Here is a 17,735-nt window from a genome sequence, read left to right as displayed (position 1 = left end):
GTCTCGGCGAAGAGGTCCTCAGGGGAAGGGACAAGGGGACGGGGCGCCAATAGGCGGAAGCGACGATTCAAGCGGGACGATTCCAGAAAACGACAACTCAGTGTGACCGAGCTCTGTCCGGGAAGCATCTTCCCAAGCCCATACCCACCAGGGTACGGCGACACTCCTGTGCTGCACAGGTCATGCCGCCCTTGGAGAGCGTCCCAGGGAGCATGCCGCAGCCACGCCTCCTTGGCAATGTCCGCTGCCCCCTACAGCCAGTGACGAGGTGCACCCCATCGGGTGTGCGCCACCCGTGCGCGCAGTGACCGAGCCGCGCCGCACGCCGTTGGACACGAGTCCGACCGTCCAGGAAGAGCCCGCAGGGAGCACGCCGTGCCCGGTCATCCGGTTCACCCCGTCCAGCCCGCTCAGTCGCCCGCTCAGCCGACGCAGTCCGTCCACATGCCGCCCCCTCCCCTTCACTCGTCCGTGCAGGTCGCCCGGCGGCCCCACGAGGACCCCGCGGGTGACGTGGTGCGCTGGGCGGCCTTCAGCTGCCTGCTCGTCCCCGTGGTCCTCGTCGTCTACGGGACCTCCTTCGGCGGGGCCGCCGTCGCCACCCTCGGCCTGGCGGCCGTCACGGCGGCCTGCCGGGTGCTGCTGCGCCACTCCGAACAGGCGGAGCGGAATGCCGCCCGGGTCCCCTCGGAGGACCGATTGACGCCCGTGCACCGGGGCCGGCACTCGCGTGCCGGAACCGGAAGCCAGCGCGGATGTCAGGTTTCCGGCGGGATGTCCCCTCACGACTGACTGATTCGCACATCCACACCCGCATGTTTTCAGCCAACTTCCCGGCACGTCACCCCCCTTGCCGGAATGTCCCCCCACCCCCCTCACCATCAGCGACTACGGCGCCACAAGGGGTCTTTGACCCTACGAGTACTGGCCATGGCCGGACAGTGCGCTTTCCACCCGGGTAGCGGAGTGGAACGCTTCCTGATCGAATGCTTTTCGCCAAGTTGCCAAGTCGACATAGCGCTGCGTGCTGAACTTGTCACGCCGACACCACGGGACGCAGTAGATTCGATCATGTATTTACGGCGGGGGAGCCACGTGCAAGGCCGAGGGGATACGTGCAGGTGCGACCAGACCAAGGAGTCGCGACACCCAAGGGGGGCTTAGCGCCATGAGCCAGGATTCCACCGCCGTCGTCGTTGACGGCAGGAAGCTCGCGGGGCGTCGCCGCAGGGAGATCGTCGCGGTGCTGCTCTTCAGCGGCGGACCGATCTTCGAGAGCTCCATTCCACTTTCCGTGTTCGGCATTGACCGGCAGGACGCGGGAGTTCCACGCTACCGACTGCTCGTGTGCGCCGGTGAGGACGGTCCGCTGAGGACCACCGGCGGACTCGAACTGACCGCGCCATACGGGTTGGAGGCGATCGCCCGGGCAGGCACGGTCGTCGTTCCCGCGTGGCGTTCCATCACCTCACCGCCGCCGCCGGAGGCGCTCGACGCGCTGCGTCTGGCGCACGAGGAGGGGGCCCGGATCGTCGGACTGTGCACGGGGGCATTCGTGCTCGCCGCCGCCGGTCTGCTGGACGGCCGGCCCGCGACGACGCACTGGATGTACGCGCCGACGCTGGCCAAGCGCTACCCGTCCGTCCACGTCGATCCGCGCGAGCTGTTCGTCGACGACGGCGACGTGCTGACGTCCGCGGGCACCGCGGCCGGAATCGATCTGTGCCTGCACATCGTGCGCACGGACCACGGCAGCGAGGCGGCGGGTGCACTGGCCCGCAGGCTCGTCGTCCCGCCGCGCCGCACGGGTGGCCAGGAACGCTACCTCGACCGGTCGCTGCCGGAGGAGATCGGCGCCGACCCGCTGGCCGAGGTCGTCGCCTGGGCACTGGAACACCTCCACGAGCAGTTCGACGTGGAGACGCTGGCGGCGCGCGCCTACATGAGCAGGCGCACGTTCGACCGGCGGTTCCGCTCGCTCACCGGCAGTGCTCCGCTGCAGTGGCTGATCACCCAGCGGGTGCTTCAGGCGCAGCGGCTGCTGGAGACCTCCGACTACTCGGTCGACGAGGTCGCCGGACGCTGCGGGTTCCGCTCGCCGGTCGCCCTGCGCGGGCACTTCCGCCGCCAGCTGGGGTCCTCCCCGGCCGCCTACCGCTCCGCCTACCGGGCCCGCCGCCCGCAGGCGGACGTGGTCCAGGTGGCTCAGCTGTCGGAGTCGCCGGTCCCGCACCAGCGCACTCCGCAGCCGCAGCGCGCGGCCGCGGCACTGGCCGCGGCCGGTCCCACGGTGACGGAGCTGTACGCCCCGGGCCGGGTGCTGCGCGAGCACGCGTAACGAGGTCCCCGGAAGGTCCCCCGCATCAGTGGTCACCTCGGTGGTCACCGATGCGGGGGACCTTCCGCATAAGGTGGGGCGCATGAACGATCGCATGGTGTGGATCGACTGCGAGATGACCGGGCTCTCGTTGACGGACGACGCACTTATCGAGGTGGCCGCACTGGTCACCGACTCGGAGCTCAACGTGCTCGGCGAAGGCGTGGACATTGTGATCCGCCCGCCGGACGCGGCCCTGGAAACCATGCCCGACGTGGTGCGCGAGATGCACACGGCGTCCGGCCTGCTCGACGAGCTGGCCGGCGGGACCACCCTCGCGGATGCCGAGGCGCAGGTCCTGGCCTACGTACGGGAACACGTGAAGGAACCCCGCAAGGCCCCGCTCTGCGGAAACACGGTCGGCACCGACCGCGGCTTCCTGCTGCGCGACATGGCCGCGCTGGAGGGCTACCTGCACTACCGGATCGTGGACGTGTCCTCGATCAAGGAGCTGGCACGCCGCTGGTACCCGCGCGCCTACTTCAACAGCCCGCCGAAGAACGGCAACCACCGGGCGCTCGCGGACATCAAGGAGTCCATCGCCGAGCTGCGCTACTACCGGGAGGCCGTCTTCGTGCCGCAGCCCGGTCCGGACTCGGACACGGCACGCACCATCGCCGCCAAGCACGTCGTCCCCGGCGCCTGACACCCACCGGAGAGGGGTGCGGAACAAGGGGGGAGCGAGCACCCTCCCGGACCCTGTACCCTTTTCTTCGGCCGGTCGGTTTTCCGACCGGACATGGTGGGTGTAGCTCAGTTGGTAGAGCACCTGGTTGTGGTCCAGGTGGCCGCGGGTTCAAGTCCCGTCACTCACCCTGCACAAGGGCCCCGTTCCGCGAAAGCGGACCGGGGCCCTTTGCCATTCCCCGGGGAAGACGGTCCTAGGACCGGAAGGCGTCCGCGTGGTCCGCGGACCAGGCCTCGAAGGTGCGCGGAGCGCGGCCGGTGAGCCGCTCGAGGTCGTCCGTGAGGTCGACCGGGAGGCCGTCCGAGGCGGACCAGAAGTCGAGCAGGGCCTCCGCGTACGGGCCCGGTATGTAGCCGTCGACCTCGGACTTCCACTGCTCGCGCGAGACGGGCTCGAAGGGTATGGGGCGGCCCACGGCCTCGCCTAGTAGGGCCAGCTGCGCGGCGAAGGTCAGCGTCCGCGGCCCGGTCAGCGTGTACGCGCGCCCCCCGAGCGAGGGCTCGGTGAGGACCGCGAAGGCGGCTTCGGCGAGGTCGGCCTCGTGGACCGGGTCGCTGTACGCACCCGGGTACGGCAGGTGGACCGGGTGGCCCGATTTCATCGCCCAGGCCCAGCCGAGGGCATTGCTCGCGAAGGATCCGGGGCGCAGCAGGGTCGTGCGCAGCGGGGAGGCGAGGAGGGCCCGTTCCACCGCGAGGTGGGAGGCGGCGAGGGGGCTGTCGGCGGCGTCGGGGGCCAGGACCGAGGAGGAGGACAGGAGGACGACGTGTTCGACGCCGGCGCCGACGGCCTCCTTCACGAAGGCGTCGATGGCGGCGGCCTCGGCATAGAGGAAGACGGAGCGGACACCGGCGAGGGCTTCGGGGAAGGTCGCCGGATCGGTGAGGTCGCAGTGGACGGTGCCGGGTGTGTCCGGCTCGCGGGATGCGAGGCGGTGCGGGACGCCGTGGGCGGCGAGGAGCGACGAGAGGCCGCGGGCGACGGCGCCCCGGCCACCGGTGACGAGAACCTTCGGCGTGCTCGACGTGCTCAGACCGTTCGGCGTGCTCGACATGTTCGACATGGCGGATTCCTGCTCTTCCTGTTCTAGACTGAGTGAGTGACGCAGATTCTGTGTGACGCAATCTCTGCGTCACACAGACAAATTTGGACCACGGAGAAGCCGATGTCAACGGATTACGCTCGTTCGAGTGATGAGTGGACCCGCGCCGAGCTGCTCGCGCGCATCGTCACCGAGAGCCAGCGGCACTACGCCGACTACTCGCTCTTCAACCAGGCCATGGCCGACCACGTCGGCCTGCACCCCACCGACATGCAGTGCGTCGCCCTCCTCGACATGGAGCCCGAACCGGTCAGCACCGGCGACATCGCCCGGCTCACCGGCCTGACCTCCGGCTCCGCCACCCGCCTGGTGGACCGCCTGGTCAAGGCCGGCATCGTCGAGCGGCACGCCGACCCGCACGACCGCCGCCGCTCCCTCGTCTCCCTCGCCCCCGCCGCCCGCGACCGGATCGGCGCCGCCTGGGAGACCCCGGGCCGCGCCTTCGGCGCCGTTCTGGCGAGCTACTCCGACACCGAACTCGCCGTCATCGCCGACTACCTGCACCGCGCCGCCGAGGTCGGCCGCGCCCAGGCGAAGCGGCTGACCTCGGGGGACAGCGACTGACCACCCCGCACGGGCCCTACCGAACAGGCCGCTCCCGCGCTAGCCTCCCGCCCAACGGGCAACAGCGCGCGCCGGAGAAACGGGAGGGTCGGCGTGCGGCTGGAGGTTGTCCATGCCCACGCCGTCCCCCAAGCCCGAACCCGTGCCCGCCCCCGCCCCTGCCCCCGCCGGCTTCCGCGGGGTGTTCGCCCTCGGCGGCCGCGCCCTCCCCGCCTACGGGTTCCTCGCCCGCCTCCCCGCCGCCCTGTGCCCCATCGGCACGCTCCTGCTCATCAACGAACGCGACGGCATCGGCGACGCCGGAACCATCGCCGCCGCCCTCTGGCTCGGCCAGGCCCTCGGCGGGCCGGTCATCGGCCGGCTCGCCGACCGGCGCGGCCACCGGCCCGTCCTGCTGGTCGCCTGCGCCGCGAACGCCGCCGTGCTCCTCGCCCTCGTCGCCGCCGTCCTCGGCGGGCTGCCTCTCGCCGCCCGGATCGCGCTCGCCGTCGCCGCGGGCCTCACGGCCGCGCAGGTCGGGCCGCTGGCCCGGGCCCGGTGGGCGCGGCTGGCCGGAGAGGACAAGGCCCTGGTCGGGGCCGCGCTCTCCTTCGACACCACCCTCGACGAGGTCGGCTTCATGGTGGGGCCCGCGCTGGCCGGGATCCTCGCGGTGACCGTCCACCCCGCTTCGGCGCTGCTCCTCGCGGCCGCCCTGGGCCTGGTGTTCGGGACGCTCTTCGCCCTGCATCCCACGGCGCCCGGGCCGACGGGACCCGGCGCCGCCGCGCGGGGCGACGTACGACTGTGGTCTCCGGGGCTCGCCCTGCTGTTCGTCGTGGCCGTCCTGCAGGGTGCCTCGTGGAGCGGCGCCAATACCGGGGTCAACGCGCTCGCCGTCGCCGTCGGCTCCCCCGGGGCCGCCGGGCTCGTGTGGGCCGCCATGGCCGTGACCAGCTCGGTGGCCGGCTTCGTCATCGTGACCCGGCCCGGAACGGCCGGCCTGACCGTCCGGCTGCGCAGGACCATCGCCGCCCAGGCGCTGCTGACGCTGCCACTGCTCGCCGTCTCCGGCCTGTGGGGCGCGGCCTTCGCCGTCGCCGGGATCGGACTGGCGGTCGCCCCGCACCTGATCGCACTGTTCGGCCTCGTGGAACGGGCCGGCCCCGCGCGGCGGATGGGCGAGGCCATGACCCTGGCCGGCAGCGGTCTGATCATCGGCCAGGCACTGGCCGCCGCCGTCTCCGGTCCGCTCGCCGCGGCCTACGGGTACCGGGCGGCCTTCGCCGTCTCGTGCGCGGCCGCGGCCGCCTCCGCGGTGCTGGCGTGGGCGGCCGCCGACCGGGTCCTGGGGCCGGTCCGGGAGCCCGTCCTGGGGCCCGTCCTGGGGCCCGTCCAGGAGCCGACCCCGGAGCCGGCCCGGGTGCCCGGCCTCAGCCCGCGCTCTTCATCGCCGCCAGCCCCTTCGCCAGGTCCTCGGCGTTCATGACGGGGCCGACCTCCAGCTCGGCGTTGAACTGCAGGAACAGGTCCTCCATCAGCGGGGGCATCTGGGAGCTGTCCTGGAGGTCGAAGACCATCCAGCAGGACCGGACGCCCTCGTGGAGGCCGAAGTAGGCGGCCTCCGGCTTCACCGCTTCCATGAGCTTCTTGATGGCCGCGGGAAGGGCGCCGCTCTTGATGCCCTCGTTCGTCGCCGCCGTGTCCAAGTGGGCCCTGAGCATGACTCTCATGCGCGGCTCCTTTCGTCACGGCCACCCTGGGCCCGGGTGCGGGAGGCGGCAACATCTCCGCCTCCGTCCGGGCGCCGGCTGCTCCGTCCGGTTACTCAGCCCGGTTCGCGCCCTGGATGTGGAAGTTGAAGTCCGTGTGCCCGAGGCTCCCCATCAGCCGGAGCCAGATCGGCAGCAGCATCTCCGTGCCGCGCGCCGTCTCGATGCCGCCCAGGTCGATGACGGTGTGCTCGCGCCAGTCGAAGGAGTACAGGAGTTCCCGTACGGCCTTCTTGGCCTCGGCGTCCTCACCCGAGAGGAAGACGGTGTGGTCGCCGGGGACCCGGGCCGGGTCGACCATGACCTGGCAGTTCATCGTGTTCAGCGTCTTGACCACGCGCAGCCCCGGGAAGGTCCGCTGGATCAGCTCGCCCAGGCTGTCGCTGTCCACCGGTTCGAGCCCGGGCGGGAACCCGCGCGAGAAGTCCAGCGGGTTCGCGATGTCGATCAGGATCTTGCCGTCCAGGTGCGCGGCGTCGGCGTCCGTCAGGGCGGCCACGCTGACCTGCCCGCCCGTGGCGTTGACGAGCACCTCGCCGAGCCGCGCCGCCTCCGCGAAGGGGGCGAGCCCCGCCGCCGGGTGGGCCTGCTGCCACGCGGCGTACTCGGTGCGCTCCAGGGTGGCCGCGGGGTCCCGGGTGCCGATGACGACCTCGTGGCCGAGGGAGAGCAACCGGGCGGCCACCGTACGGCCGACGATCCCGGTGCCGAGGACTGCGTAGCGCATGACGGCTTCCCATCGCATACGGAAGGAATCAGGAGAGGAACCCAGCAGAGGAGAAGGGCGGACCCACTCAAGCAGGTCGTACGGATTCCCGCGCGGAGGGCGTCAACTCCGCGCCAACCTCAGCTAGTCCAGGATCCCCACGTCGTAGAAGAACTGATAGCGCGTCGGGTCGTCCGGCAGGAACCAGTGGAAGCCCTCCTCCAGGAAGACGGCCACGAGGTTCACGGCGATCACCAGCCCCAGGAACCACAGCGCGAGCATCCCCACCGTGCGGTACGCCCCCGGGTCCTGCGCCGGGACGGACCGGTCCGCGGTGGCGTGGGCGAAGGCCAGGACGATGCCCACGGCGACGACCGAGGCCTGGAAGAGGATCCACGCCCAGACGTAGAGGTGCAGGCCGAACACCTCGCTCCCGTACCCCTTGTCGCCCGGCAGGACGTGCAGCATCGTCTGCCGCCACGAGGCGAACGAGCCGGCGATCACGGCGACCAGGGACAGGCCCCAGCCCATCATGTAGTCGCGGCCGGTCACCGCCCCGCGCGTCAGCGCCGTCCGGACGATGTGGGCCGCCCCCATGGCCGCCAGCAGCATGAACATCCGCTGCACGATGCAGAGCGGGCAGGGGTACTCCCCCAGCCCGAACTGGTAGAAGAGCCCGCCGCACACCACCCCCGTCCAGCCGATCGCGAAGGCGCACGCGAACCAGAACTGGACCCGGCCCAGCAGGCCGCCCTCCAATGACGGTTCCGGGAGGAGGCTGGACATCGCGGCCACGGTCAGTAGCTCAAGGTGAGGGCGAGGCTGCTGGTGATGTGGTGCGCCATCAGCAGGATCACGGCGAGGAGCATGAGCCACCAGGCGCCGAGCACGACGAACCGCGGGGCGTCCCGGTACATCGCGATCAGCGTGGCGAGGAGGCCGCCGAAGATGAGGGTGTCCATGGCGCGGACCGTACCGACAGCGGGACATACCGGGCGCGCGGCGCGCCCCCGCCCGCCCCAGGGTTACGTCAGTTGCGTCGCCGCTTGCGCCGGCCGCGTCCGGTACGCGCGGACTCGCCCCGCGACCGCCCGTCCAGCGCGATCCACACCCGCACCTCGGTGCCGCCGAGCACCGAACGCCCCAGCCGCACGTCCCCGCCCGTCGACTCCGCGACCCGCCGGACGATGTCCAGCCCCAGGCCCGTGGACCCGTCGCGGCCCCCGTCGTTGCCGCGCCGCAGGGCCGCGTCCGGATCGGCGATGCCGCCCCCCGCGTCCGAGACGAGCACGATGACCGCGTCCCCCGCGTCGTGGACGTCCACCGCGAAGGGGGTGCCCTCGGGGGTGTGCCGGAACACGTTGCCGAGCATGGCGTCCAGCGCCGCGGCCAGCTCCGGCCGGGCCACGGGGATCCGTACCGTACGGTCGACCCCCGCGAGCCGCACCTCGCGGCCCTCGTCCTCCGCCAGCGCCGACCAGAACCCCATCCGGTCGCGGATCACCTCGGAGGCGTCGCAGCCGGCGCCCGGCCCCTGCGCGGCGGCCGGTCGCTGCTCGCGGGCGGTACGGATGATCGTGTCGACCTCCCGCTCCAGCTGCTCCACGGCCGCCCGGGTCTGCTCCGCGGCCGGACCGTCGCCGAGGGAGGCCGCGTTGAGCCGCAGCACCGTCAGCGGGGTCCGCAGCCGGTGCGAGAGGTCGGCGGCCAGCTCCCGCTCGTTGGCCAGGAGTTCCACCACCTGATCCGCCATCGAGTTGAACGCGACGGCCGCCGAGCGGAGTTCCTTCGGCCCCTCCTCCGGGACCCGCGCCCCCAGCCGCCCCTCGCCCAGCCGGTGCGCGGCGTCCGCGAGCCGCTCGGCCGGCCGCACCAGACGGGCGCCGAGCCGGTCCGCGACCGCCACCGAGCCCACGATCAGGGCGAGGCCGACGCCCGCGAGAACCACCCAGGCGGTGGCGACGCCATTGCTGACCTCGCTCTCCGGCACGTGGATCTCCACGACGGCGATGTCCCCGGAACCGAGCGCCACGGGCTGGAGCAGCGCGAAGCCGCCGCCCGCCACCGGGGCCGTCGCGGCCCGCCCGATCCGCCGGACCTCCGAGACGGCGCGCTCGCCGGCCCAGCCGTCGCCGATGTCCACGCGCGGGTCGTCCCCGATGGCCGGCACGTGGACGGCCATCCGCCGGTCGGCGCCCATCTGCGTGGACTCCACGGCCTTGCGCAACTGCACCGGGTCGGTGGTGATGGACAGCGTCGGCCCGATGGTGGCGGCCTGCCGCTCGGCGTTGGAGAACGCCCGGTCGCTGGCCATCTCCTGGACGACCAGCCCGAGCGGTACGGCGAAGGCGACGACCACCATCACGGTGACCGCGAGGCACACCTTGACCAGGGCCCACCTCATCCGCGCATCACTGCGGCGGCTCCAGCTTGACCCCGACCCCCCGCAGCGTGTGCAGGTAGCGGGGACTGGCGGCGGTCTCGCCGAGCTTGCGGCGCAGCCACGACAGGTGGACGTCGATGGTCTGGTCGTCGCCGTACGACTGCTGCCAGACCTCGGCGAGCAGCTCCCGGCGGGCCACGACCACGCCCGGCCGCCCGGCCAGGAAGGCCAGCAGGTCGAACTCCCGCCGCGTGAGGTCCAGTACGGCCCCGTCCAGCTCGGCCTGGCGGCGCAGCGGGTCGATCGCGAGGCCGCCGACGCGCAGCACGCGGGAGGGCGGTTCGGCCCCGGCGGCGGAACGGGCACGGCGCAGGACGGCGGCCATCCGGGCGGAGAGGTGCTCCACGGAGAAAGGTTTGGTCAGGTAGTCGTCGGCGCCGTCGTTGAGCAGCCGGACGATCTCCGCCTCGTCGTCGCGGGCGGTCGCGATGATGACGGGCACGTCGGTGATCCCGCGCAGCATCTTGAGCGCCTCGGCCCCGTCCAGGTCGGGCAGTCCGAGGTCGAGGATCACCACGTCGAAGCGGTTGTGCGCGACCTCGCGCAGCGCCTCCAGGGCGGTGCCGACGCTGCGCACCGTGTGCGAGGCCTCGGTCAGGTGCCGGATGAGGGCGGAACGTACGAACTGGTCGTCCTCGACCACGAGCACACTTGCCATGGCCCGCACGGTAGCCCATTCGGGGGATGCCGAGGGGTGGCGGGCCAGGTCTGGGACGGGTGGTGCAGTATGTCCCCCGATGCGAAGAGGACAGGTCGGTAGAGCAGTCGGCCACGCGGGCGCGTGGACCCTGGCGACCGGGGCGGCGGTGACGCTGTCGTGGTGGGGCGTGCACTCGGTCATGTCCGGTACCGCCTACGATCCGCCGCTCGCGGTGCCGCTGGCCGTGCAGCCCCTCTCCTCCTCCACCCATCGGGCGCAGCCGCCGGAGCCGACGCCCTCTCCCTCCCCCTCCCCGTCGCCGTCCGCGACGCCGACCTCGCCCTCCCCTTCCGCCAAGCCCTCCGCGCCGCCCACGCCCCCTTCACGGCGGCAGACGCCCCCGAGCGAGAACGTGAAGGCGTACAGCGTCTCGGGCGGCCGGGTCGTCTTCGATCTCGGCGCCACCTCCGCCGAGCTGGTTTCGGCGACCCCGCTCGCCGGCTGGCGGATGCAGGTCTGGAAGCAGCCGTCCTGGATCCGCGTCACCTTCACCCGTGACGGCCGCGAGGTGTCGGTGTTCTGCACCTGGCACGACCACCCGCCGCTGGTGGAGCTCGTCGACCCGTAGGCGGCCGACCGCCGGATACCGTGGCGCCATGAGCACCGGCGCGCGCTACGTCACCGACCTGATCGACGCCTGCGAGCGGTACGCGGACCGCCCCGCCTTCGGTTCGGGGTCCTGGGTCCTGACCTACTCCGAGGTGCTGGACCGGACGTACCGGCTGGCGGGCGCCCTGGCCGACCTCGGGATCCGGCGCGGCTCCGGGCTGGCCTGCGTCACGGCGGGCAACCCGCCCGAGAGCCTGCTCGTACGGCTGGCCGCGCACGTGCTGGGAGCCCGGCTGACCCACGTGTGCGTCGGCCCCACGACCCACGGACTCGACCACCTGCTACGGGACTGCGCGCCCGCCCTGGTGGTCCACGACACCCCGGTGCCGCCGGGCCCGGGGGCCCGCATCGGCCTGGCCGCACTGCTGGAGTCGGCCTCCGCCCGGGAGGCGCTGCCCGTCGAGGTGGCGGCGCGCGACGAGGACGTGGCCCGGGTGACCTACACGGGCGGCACGACGGGCCGGCCGAAGGGGGTGGCCTCCACCTTCGCCGCGATGGCGGCCCGTACGGCAACCCGCACGGACTCCCCGGACTCCACCCCGCTGGTGTTCGTGTCGACCGACTCGCTCTCCCAGCGCTCCGGCGGCCGGTGCCTGGAGCAGCTGCGCGTCGGCGGCCGCTCCGAGATCCTGCACCCCTTCGGCACCCGGGAGTTCGCCGAGGCCTGCCGGCGGCTCGGGCCCGCGGCCACGTACCTGACGCCCTCGATGCTGTACCGGCTGCTCGACGACCCGGAGACCGCCGACGGCGTACCCGGACTGGTACGGGTCTCCTACGGCGACTCCCCCGTCCACCCGGAACGGCTGCGGCGGGCCCTGACCCGGTGGGGTCCGGGGGTGCGCTGGACCCAGGGCTACGGGATGAACGAGGCCGGGGTACTCAGCCGGCTCTCCCCGGCCGACCACGACGCGGCGGCCACCGACCGCCCCCACCTGCTCGGCTCCGCCGGCCGCCCGGCGCCCGGGGTGGAGGTCGAGGTGCGCGGGGCCGCGCCCGGGGCCACCGGGGAGGTGTGGGTGCGCTCCCCCATGGTCATGGCCGGCTACCGCAACCAGCCCGCCCTGACCGCCGAGGTCCTGCACGACGGCTGGCTGCGCACGGGTGACGTCGGGCACTTCGACGCCGACGGGTACCTGTACCTCGACGACCGGGTCAAGGACGTGGTCATGGTGCACGGGGCGAACATCTACTGCGGCCCGATCGAGACGGCCCTGACCCGGCACCCCGCCGTGGCCCGGGCGGCCGTCGTCGGGCGGACGGACCCGCTCACCGGGGAGGCGGTGTGCGCCTTCCTCGTCGCGGCCCCCGGGCACGCCCCGACGGAGGAGGCGGCGGCCGAGGCGTGCGCGCTGGTCGCGGCGGAGCTGGCGCCGGGCCAGCGGCCGACGGCGGTGTTCTGGCTGCCGGCGCTCCCGCTGACGGACCGCGGCAAGCCGGACAAGCGGCGCCTGCGGGAGCTGGCGGCGGACCCGTCCCGGCCGGCCACACAGGGAAGCGACGGTGCGACGGCCTAGCCGTTGACGTCGAGAGCCGTCCCGTACAGCCGGGACACCTTCAGCCGGATGACCACCCGGCGCTCGGCGACCAACTGCTCCAGGAACGCGTCCTCGTCCTCGCGGCCCCGCGGCTTCGCGGCCTCCGGCACCATCGCGAGCAGCTCCCGCCCGACCGCGTCCCCCGGCGCGGTCGTGATCTCGGAGACCTCGGCCTCGCCCTCGGCCACGGCGAACGACCAGACGTCGGCGCCCGGAACGTGCACGGCGGCGCGCGGGTCACGCCGGAGCTGCTTGACCTTGATGCGGTCGGCTGTGGTGGAGAACCGCACGATCCGCGCTTCGGCGTCCCAGCTGTAGAGCATGGTCGTCAGATGCGGATGGCCACTGCTCTTGTTGGTGGCGAGGGTCCCGAACTGCCGAGTGCCCAGCAGTTCGGAGAGGGCGTCGTCGGACAGGGCGCGGGGAGCTGCGGGCTTCTGAGTCATGCCGTGATCAACTCCCGTGTCCAGCCGGGCATTCCAGCCGGCCGGGCCTCAGCGGAAAACCGACGGCGGAGGCTCCGGCGAGGCCACCGCCGAGGCGTCCGAGACCGGGGCGGCTCCGCCCGCGAAGTCGATGAGGGCGCGGCCGTGTTCGACCCGGCCGGGGTGCGGGTCGCTCGCCACCCGGCGGGTGAACTCCGCGACCGGCAGCTCCCGGTCGGCGGCCACCAGCACGGCGTTGCCGAAACGCTTCCCCCGCCACACCACGGGGTCGGCGGCCAGCGCCAGTTCCGCGAACCGGGACGCGGCCGTGGCGATCTGGCCCCGCAGATGGGAGAGCGGCGGACCGTCGGCGAGGTTCGCCACGTACCAGCCGCCCGGCGCCAGGGCCCGGCGTACGTCGTCCAGGAACTCGGCGCTCGTCAGGTGCGCCGGGGTGCGGGCCCCGCTGAACACGTCGGCGATCACCAGGTCGGCCCAGCCGTCCGGGACCTTCGCCAGCCCGGCCCGGGCGTCGACCGCGCGGACCCGGACCCGGGCCTGCGGGTCCAGCGGCAGGTGCTCCCGTACGAAGGCCACGAGCCCGGCGTCGATCTCGACGATCTGCTGCGTCGAGCGGGGGCGGGAGGCGGCCGTGTAGCGGGCGAGGGTGAAGGCGCCACCGCCGAGGTGGAGCACGTTCAGGGGCTGGCGTGCGGGGGCGAAGAGATCGATCAGGTGGCCGATCCGGCGCTGGTAGGAGAAGTCCAGGTGGCCGGGATCGTCCAGGTCCACGTGGGACTGCGGGGCGCCGTCGATCAGCAGGGTCCAGGCGCGCGACCGCTCCCGGTCGGGCTCCAGCGCGGCGTGGCCGCCGTCGACCGGCCCGGCCGGCGCCTCGGCGGTCTCGCGCCCGCGCCGCTTGTCACTGCCCTTGTCGCTGCCCTTGCCCTTGCCCTTGCTCGCCACGCCCTCATTATGGCTGGTCAGGGCCCGACGGGCGTCAGCGGCAGTTGTCGGCGGCCTCGATCAGCCGGGCCGCCTCGCCGAGCGCCGCCCGCAGCACCTCCGGGTCGGTGACCGGCCCGACGGCCTCCGGCGGCAGCAGCCAGCCGGTGTCGCCCGCGGTGGGCGAGCTGTCGCCGAAGCGCATGCCGCGCCCGTTGGTGTGCGTACAGGCGCTGCCCGGGAGGTCCCAGGCGTCGGCGGTGCCGGGCGGGACGAGGAAGCCGAGGGTGCTGCCGGAGCCGTCGTGCAGGACCGGGCCGACGCCGCACGCGTGGCTGGCCTGGCCGGCGGCCCGCTGGATGATGTCGACGGCCTCCAGCCCCTGCCGGGTGGGCACGGTGACCAGGTCCGGGGCGCCCATGAGGAGGGCTGCTCCCGGCTCGGGCGCGGTGTTCGTGTCCGTACTCTCCATGCCGCCCTCCACCAAGGGAACCCCTCCTCGATCCGCGTACGAGCATCGCGGGAGCGGTCACGGAAGCCTGCGGGCTTCCTCCCACTCCGCATGAGTTCAACGCACGGGAACGTCAACAGGTGCGGCGGCAAGACGCTGCAAAGGATGGCAGTTCATGGCGGATCGCGGGTGAGATATCCGTTTTGTAGCCAAACACCGAGTCAACCCTCCGTCGCTGGCGGTACGTTCGTGCCCGCCGGGCAGCGCGTCACACAGGCACCACCGCTTCACCGCACAGGCACCGGCAGCGCAATCACTTGCCCAGAGAGGCCACGTCCATGGCGGCGTCCCCCCACTCACCCAACACCCCCTTCCGGCGGCTGCGCGGTCAGCACTCCCCGGCCGAGTTCGCCGCGATGGTGCGCAGGGCGGCGAAGGAAATCGGAGAAACGGTTTCCTGCGACGCCCGTTACATCGGCCGGGTCGAGTCCGGCGAGATCCGCTGCCCCAACTACGCCTACGAGCGGGTCTTCCTCCACATGTTCCCCGGCCGCACCCTGGCCGACCTCGGGTTCTCCCCGCGCGAGACGGTACGGGGCCGGCTGGCGCAGCGCGAACAGGCCGCCCCCCTCTCCGCCTTCGCCCCGCGCTCCCACCCCACCGGCTTCCCTGCCCCTTCGCGTTCCAAGGAGAGCGACGTGTTGCGTCGCGCGTTCATGGCGGGGGGCTCCGCGACCGTGGCGGCCGCGACCCTCAGCCTCACCCTGCTCGGCGACACCCGCCGGCTCCCCTCCCGCGCCGGCGAGTCCGAGGCGGCCGCCGTCGAGGACGCCGTACGCCAGATCCGGCTGCTGGACGACCGGCACGGCGCCGACGCCCTGTACCGGCGGGCCGCGGAACCCCTGCGCACCGCCTACGCGTTGCTCGACGCGGGGGCGACCCGGCAGTCCACCGAGGACCGGCTGCACGCGGGCGCGGGCGAGCTGGCCATCTCGGTGGGCTGGCTCGCGCACGACTCGGGCCGGTTCGATGACGCCCGCTCGCACTACGCGGAGGCGCTGGCCACGGCCCGGGTCTCCGGGGACGCCGGCCTGGAGGCGCACGCCTTCAGCAACATGGCGTTCCTCGCCCGGGACTGCGGGCGCCCCCGCGAATCGGTACGGGCGGCCCAGGCGGGCCGCCGCGCCGCCCGTTCGCTCGGTTCCCCGCGGCTCCTGTCGCTGCTCGCCCTGCGGGAGGCCGGCGGCTGGGCGGGACTGTCCGACCGCAAGGCCTGCGAGGAGGCGCTGACCCGGGCGCACACGGAGTTCTCGCGCGGCGCGGCGTGGGCGGACCCCGAGTGGATGTCCTTCTTCGGCGAGGCAGAGCTGGAGTCCCTGGAGTCCCGCTGCTGGGCCGCGCTCGGCGAGCACGCCCGGGCCGCCCGGCACGCCCGCCGGGCGGCGGACCTCCAGGACCCGCACTTCGCGCGCAACGTCGCCCTCTACACCGCGGAGCTGGCCGACAACCTGGCCCACGCGGGCGCCCCCGACGAGGCCGCGTGGGCGGGCGGCCGGGTGCTGGAGCTGCTGGACGAGGTCCAGTCGACCCGGATCCAGTCGATGCTGGCGGCGACGGCCCGCACGCTGGTTCCGCACCAGCGCTCCCCGCGGGTGGGCTCGTTCCTCGCCAAGCACGCCTCGGCCTGACCCTGCGGGGGGGGGGCGGGTCAGGATCGGCGCGCTGCGCCTGAGCCCCTGGGAGGGGCTGGATTACTCCAGGTGCCCCGTGTCGTTCCAGCGTTCCAGTGCGGGGGCTCCGTACGCCCAGCCCAGGACCGACAGGGAGGTGGGCTCCAGGCGGATGCGGGCGCCGAAGGAGGCCTCGAAGCCGAGCCAGCGTGCGGCCAGGGTGCGCAGGATGTGGCCGTGCGCGAAGACGAGGACGTCGCGTTCGGCCGAGCGGGCCCAGGTGACGACCTCGTCGGCGCGGGCCGAGACGTCCGCGACGGACTCGCCGCCCGGGACCCCGTCGCGCCAGATCAGCCAGCCGGGCCGGATCGCCTGGATCTCGGCCGGGGTCATGCCCTCGTAGTCGCCGTAGTCCCATTCCATCAGCGCGTCCCACGGCTCCGCCTGGATGCCGAAGCCGGCCAGGTCGCAGCTCTCGCTGGCCCGCACCAGGGGGCTGGTGCGCACCTCCAGCCCGCGCAGGCTCGCCCACGGGTCGCGGGCGAGGCGCTCGCCGAGCAGCTTGGCACCGCGCTTCCCCTCCTCCAGCAGGGGCACGTCCGTGCGTCCGGTGTGCTTGCCGAGCTGGGACCACGCCGTCTGGCCGTGACGGGCCAAGAGGATGCGGGGGGCCATATGAGTTCTCCTGGTCAAGGGGCTGGAGGGTCGGAGCACCGACGGACCCGACCATTCGCACGGCTTTGCGGGGGTTACGTCGCGCCGCTCCATCATCCATCAGTTGGCATCCTCCCTCTCCCTGAAGGGAGGGGGTTCCTACGGCTCGCGCCGTGGGGTTTTCTGCTTCGTCGCCGACTGCCCGCCCGGAGTGCTCCGTTGAGGTCTTACACCAGCTCCACAGACAGACACGGCCGGCCCGGCCGCCAGAATGTTCTTCGCCGCGTTCACGTCGCGGTCGTGGGTCACACCGCAACCGCACGTCCACTCACGGATGTGCAGCGGCATCTCGCCCGCGATGGTGCCGCAGGCGGAGCACAGCTTGGAGGAGGGGAACCATCGGTCGATGGTGATCAGGTCTCTTCCGTACCAGACGCTCTTGTACTTCAGCATGCCGCGCATCGTGGTCCAGGCCGCGTCTGAGATGGCGCGGGCCAGGGTGTGGTTCTTGACCATGTTGCGCACGGTCAGGTCCTCGATCACGATCGTTTGGTTCTCACGAACGAGCCGAGTGGTCAGCTTGTGCAGGTGGCCACGCCTGCGGTCGGCGATCCGAGCATGGATCTTGGCAACCTTGCGCCCTCGACCACACGATCGCCAGCGGGTCCGCCATCTTCGCCAAGGTCAGCGCACCATCTCGGTAACGGAACGCGCTGGACGTGTACTCGGCGGACCTGCGGGACTTCTTCCTCGACTTGAAGCGCGGGTAGCTGCCCCGCTTGGCGAAAAAGCCGGCAAACGCGCTCTGCAGATGCCGAAGGCCCTGCTGGAGCGGAACGGACGACACCTCGGAGAGGTAGGACAGCTCCTCGGTCTTCTTCCACGCCGTCAGCATCGCCGAGGTGGCGTTGCAGGTGACCCGCTCCTGCCGCGCCCACGCCTCCGTACGGGCAGCGAGCGCCAGGTTGTAGACCTTCCGCACACAACCGAAGGTGCGAGACAGCTCAGCTGCCTGCGCATCGGTCGGATAGAAGCGGTACTTGAACGCCCGCTTCACTTGGCGTGTTGCCACGCTCACAAGCTGGCGAGGCTACGTGTGAAGACCAAAGCTGCGG

Annotated in this window: 19 protein-coding genes, 1 tRNA gene and 1 pseudogene; 9 read left to right on the top strand and 12 right to left on the bottom strand. The window is 72.7% G+C overall.

The window, feature by feature from the left end:
* Positions 1-444: 444 nt before the first annotated feature.
* The 4 genes from OG898_RS17645 to OG898_RS17630 all read left to right on the top strand — a co-directional run bounded on the left by OG898_RS17645 (position 445) and on the right by OG898_RS17630 (position 3,192).
* Positions 445-792, top strand: coding sequence for a hypothetical protein (locus OG898_RS17645; protein WP_250741323.1), 348 nt, complete (start codon positions 445-447; stop codon positions 790-792).
* A 376-nt stretch (positions 793-1,168) separates the two neighbouring features.
* Entirely contained in the window at positions 1,169-2,338 is a 1,170-nt protein-coding gene (locus OG898_RS17640; protein ID WP_250741288.1) for a helix-turn-helix domain-containing protein, read from the top strand.
* An 82-nt stretch (positions 2,339-2,420) separates the two neighbouring features.
* The gene (gene orn / locus OG898_RS17635; protein WP_250741286.1) at positions 2,421-3,023 is read left to right on the top strand and encodes an oligoribonuclease; all 603 of its coding nucleotides are present in this window, start codon (positions 2,421-2,423) and stop codon (positions 3,021-3,023) included.
* 96 nt (positions 3,024-3,119) lie between these two features.
* A tRNA-His gene (locus OG898_RS17630) sits at positions 3,120-3,192 on the top strand.
* Between the two features lie 66 nt (positions 3,193-3,258).
* Here OG898_RS17630 and OG898_RS17625 read toward each other — a convergent pair.
* A complete protein-coding gene (locus OG898_RS17625) occupies positions 3,259-4,128 on the bottom strand; it encodes an NAD(P)H-binding protein (RefSeq protein ID WP_266957904.1) in 870 nt (289 codons plus the stop codon).
* A 102-nt stretch (positions 4,129-4,230) separates the two neighbouring features.
* Between OG898_RS17625 and OG898_RS17620 the strand changes: the two genes are divergently transcribed.
* Together OG898_RS17620 and OG898_RS17615 are read left to right on the top strand one after the other, a co-directional pair.
* Complete coding sequence (locus tag OG898_RS17620; protein ID WP_250741282.1) at positions 4,231-4,731, top strand: MarR family winged helix-turn-helix transcriptional regulator; 501 nt, start codon at positions 4,231-4,233, stop codon at positions 4,729-4,731.
* A gap of 112 nt (positions 4,732-4,843) precedes the next feature.
* Positions 4,844-6,199, top strand: coding sequence for an MFS transporter (locus tag OG898_RS17615; RefSeq protein ID WP_266957902.1), 1,356 nt, complete (start codon positions 4,844-4,846; stop codon positions 6,197-6,199).
* Here the strand turns inward: OG898_RS17615 and OG898_RS17610 are convergent.
* The 6 genes from OG898_RS17610 to OG898_RS17585 all read right to left on the bottom strand — a co-directional run bounded on the left by OG898_RS17610 (position 6,144) and on the right by OG898_RS17585 (position 10,289).
* A complete protein-coding gene (locus OG898_RS17610) occupies positions 6,144-6,443 on the bottom strand; it encodes a hypothetical protein (RefSeq protein ID WP_250741279.1) in 300 nt (99 codons plus the stop codon). The genes OG898_RS17615 and OG898_RS17610 overlap by 56 nt on opposite strands.
* Before the next feature lie 91 nt (positions 6,444-6,534).
* Positions 6,535-7,209 carry an NADPH-dependent F420 reductase gene (locus OG898_RS17605; RefSeq protein ID WP_250741278.1) on the bottom strand — a complete coding sequence of 225 codons (675 nt, stop codon included), beginning with the start codon at positions 7,207-7,209 and terminating at the stop codon, positions 6,535-6,537.
* A 123-nt stretch (positions 7,210-7,332) separates the two neighbouring features.
* Positions 7,333-7,974 (bottom strand): disulfide bond formation protein B, encoded by a 642-nt coding sequence (locus OG898_RS17600; RefSeq protein WP_250741277.1) that lies wholly within the window; start codon positions 7,972-7,974, stop codon positions 7,333-7,335.
* A gap of 11 nt (positions 7,975-7,985) precedes the next feature.
* Positions 7,986-8,150, bottom strand: coding sequence for a DUF5993 family protein (locus tag OG898_RS17595; RefSeq protein WP_250741276.1), 165 nt, complete (start codon positions 8,148-8,150; stop codon positions 7,986-7,988).
* A gap of 68 nt (positions 8,151-8,218) precedes the next feature.
* Positions 8,219-9,592: a HAMP domain-containing sensor histidine kinase gene (locus tag OG898_RS17590; protein ID WP_250741274.1), complete on the bottom strand. Its 1,374-nt coding sequence runs from the start codon at positions 9,590-9,592 to the stop codon at positions 8,219-8,221.
* Between the two features lie 7 nt (positions 9,593-9,599).
* Entirely contained in the window at positions 9,600-10,289 is a 690-nt protein-coding gene (locus tag OG898_RS17585; RefSeq protein WP_250741272.1) for a response regulator transcription factor, read from the bottom strand.
* 79 nt (positions 10,290-10,368) lie between these two features.
* On the opposite strand from OG898_RS17585, the gene OG898_RS17580 reads away from it, so the two are divergent.
* Positions 10,369-10,899 (top strand): hypothetical protein, encoded by a 531-nt coding sequence (locus OG898_RS17580; RefSeq protein WP_266957897.1) that lies wholly within the window; start codon positions 10,369-10,371, stop codon positions 10,897-10,899.
* Between the two features lie 28 nt (positions 10,900-10,927).
* On the top strand, positions 10,928-12,454 hold the full coding sequence (locus OG898_RS17575; protein WP_266957895.1) for a class I adenylate-forming enzyme family protein: 1,527 nt from the start codon (positions 10,928-10,930) through the stop codon (positions 12,452-12,454).
* Here OG898_RS17575 and OG898_RS17570 read toward each other — a convergent pair.
* The 3 genes from OG898_RS17570 to OG898_RS17560 form a co-directional block, all read right to left on the bottom strand.
* Positions 12,451-12,921: a TIGR03618 family F420-dependent PPOX class oxidoreductase gene (locus OG898_RS17570; protein WP_250741266.1), complete on the bottom strand. Its 471-nt coding sequence runs from the start codon at positions 12,919-12,921 to the stop codon at positions 12,451-12,453. The genes OG898_RS17575 and OG898_RS17570 overlap by 4 nt on opposite strands.
* A gap of 48 nt (positions 12,922-12,969) precedes the next feature.
* Complete coding sequence (locus tag OG898_RS17565) at positions 12,970-13,758, bottom strand: spermidine synthase (protein ID WP_266960302.1); 789 nt, start codon at positions 13,756-13,758, stop codon at positions 12,970-12,972.
* A 142-nt stretch (positions 13,759-13,900) separates the two neighbouring features.
* On the bottom strand, positions 13,901-14,317 hold the full coding sequence (locus tag OG898_RS17560; RefSeq protein WP_250741259.1) for a hypothetical protein: 417 nt from the start codon (positions 14,315-14,317) through the stop codon (positions 13,901-13,903).
* Between the two features lie 317 nt (positions 14,318-14,634).
* On the opposite strand from OG898_RS17560, the gene OG898_RS17555 reads away from it, so the two are divergent.
* Entirely contained in the window at positions 14,635-15,984 is a 1,350-nt protein-coding gene (locus OG898_RS17555; RefSeq protein WP_266957892.1) for a tetratricopeptide repeat protein, read from the top strand.
* A gap of 63 nt (positions 15,985-16,047) precedes the next feature.
* Here the strand turns inward: OG898_RS17555 and OG898_RS17550 are convergent, their stop codons facing one another.
* Entirely contained in the window at positions 16,048-16,641 is a 594-nt protein-coding gene (locus OG898_RS17550) for a histidine phosphatase family protein (protein WP_250741255.1), read from the bottom strand.
* A 138-nt stretch (positions 16,642-16,779) separates the two neighbouring features.
* Positions 16,780-17,698 (bottom strand): annotated as a pseudogene (locus OG898_RS17545) (RNA-guided endonuclease InsQ/TnpB family protein).
* Between the last annotated feature and the right edge of the window lie 37 nt (positions 17,699-17,735).

It is taken from the genome of Streptomyces sp. NBC_00193, from assembly GCF_026342735.1.
Classification (GTDB): domain Bacteria; phylum Actinomycetota; class Actinomycetes; order Streptomycetales; family Streptomycetaceae; genus Streptomyces; species Streptomyces stoeckheimensis.
This window is presented reverse-complemented; position numbering and strand designations above follow the sequence as displayed.